Genomic DNA, 1,090 nt, shown 5'->3' with positions numbered 1-1,090 from the left:
CCCACGGACTCCGGTGAGATCCTCAGCCCAGCGTCAGCGACGCCTGTACGGGCAGATGGTCGCTGGGGAACTGGCCGTTCGACGAGTAGGTGTTGATGGCCGCCCGGTGCGCCGTGATGCCCGGTGTGGTCAGGATCCAGTCGATGCGGTCGCCGCCCGGGGTCAGCGGGCGGTAGCCGTGGAACGTCGCGTAGAGGTCGTTGCGCTCCGCCGCCGTGTCCCAGGTGTCGACGAGCCCGGCACCCAGCATCGTGTCGTAGACCGCGTTCTTGTGGGCCGCGACATTGAAGTCGCCGGTGACGACGAGGGGGAGCGACCGGTCGAACCCGGCGACGCGCTGGGCGATCAGGGCCGCGGCACGCTCGCGGGCGTACTGGCTGGCGTTGTCGAGGTGGGTGTTGAGGACGTAGAACTGTCTGCCGTCGTCCTGCAGATCGCGGAACCGGACCCAGGTGACCATCCGGATGGAGCCGCCGCCCCAGGTGTTCGACCCGGGCACCTCCGGAGTGTCGGAGAGCCAGAAGTGCCGGTACTCGACGGGCGCGAGTCGGCGGGTGTCGTAGTAGACCGCCATGAACTCGTCGCGGTTGCCGCCCGCGCGTCCGGTGCCGATCCAGCGGTAGTTCGCTCCGAGGTCGGCCTCGATGTCGAGCAGTTGCTGGTGGAGGCCTTCCTGGGTGCCGATGACATGGGGTGCCTCCTGCCGCAGCAGTTCCCGCATCACCGGCCTGCGCTCGGCCCAGCTGTTGGGCCGGGTGGTGCTCGCGTAGCGCAGGTTGAACGACATGGTGTCGAGACGGGGGCCGACGAGTTCCGCCGCCGTTTCCTCCGCCGCATCCTCCGCCGCGACGGCGGGTTCGGCGGACAACCGGGCGTGGGACAGGGGCAGCAGAACCGCCGCGGCGAGGGCGGTCTTCAGGCTGAGGCGACGCGTGACTCGGCTGTGGTTCGGCACAGGGGCTCCTTCTGCGGCGGCTTCCGGGCGAGTCGTGCGCACAACAGTGTGGAACGGCTTTCCATGATAGTCATGAACATGTCGATATATCGAGGTGTACACGGCTCGAAGAGGGCGCGCGCCCGACCCAGGGGC

The 1,090-nt window shown here is 68.8% G+C and carries 1 protein-coding gene; it reads right to left on the bottom strand.

Going from position 1 to position 1,090, the window contains the following annotated elements; all coding sequences use genetic code 11:
- Window positions 1-22 precede the first annotated feature (22 nt).
- Entirely contained in the window at window positions 23-955 is a 933-nt protein-coding gene (locus ACFU53_RS48145) for an endonuclease/exonuclease/phosphatase family protein (RefSeq protein ID WP_384007061.1), read from the bottom strand.
- Window positions 956-1,090: the final 135 nt, after the last annotated feature.

It is taken from the genome of Streptomyces sp. NPDC057474 (assembly GCF_042802555.1).
In the GTDB taxonomy this organism is placed as follows: domain Bacteria; phylum Actinomycetota; class Actinomycetes; order Streptomycetales; family Streptomycetaceae; genus Streptomyces.
This window is presented reverse-complemented; position numbering and strand designations above follow the sequence as displayed.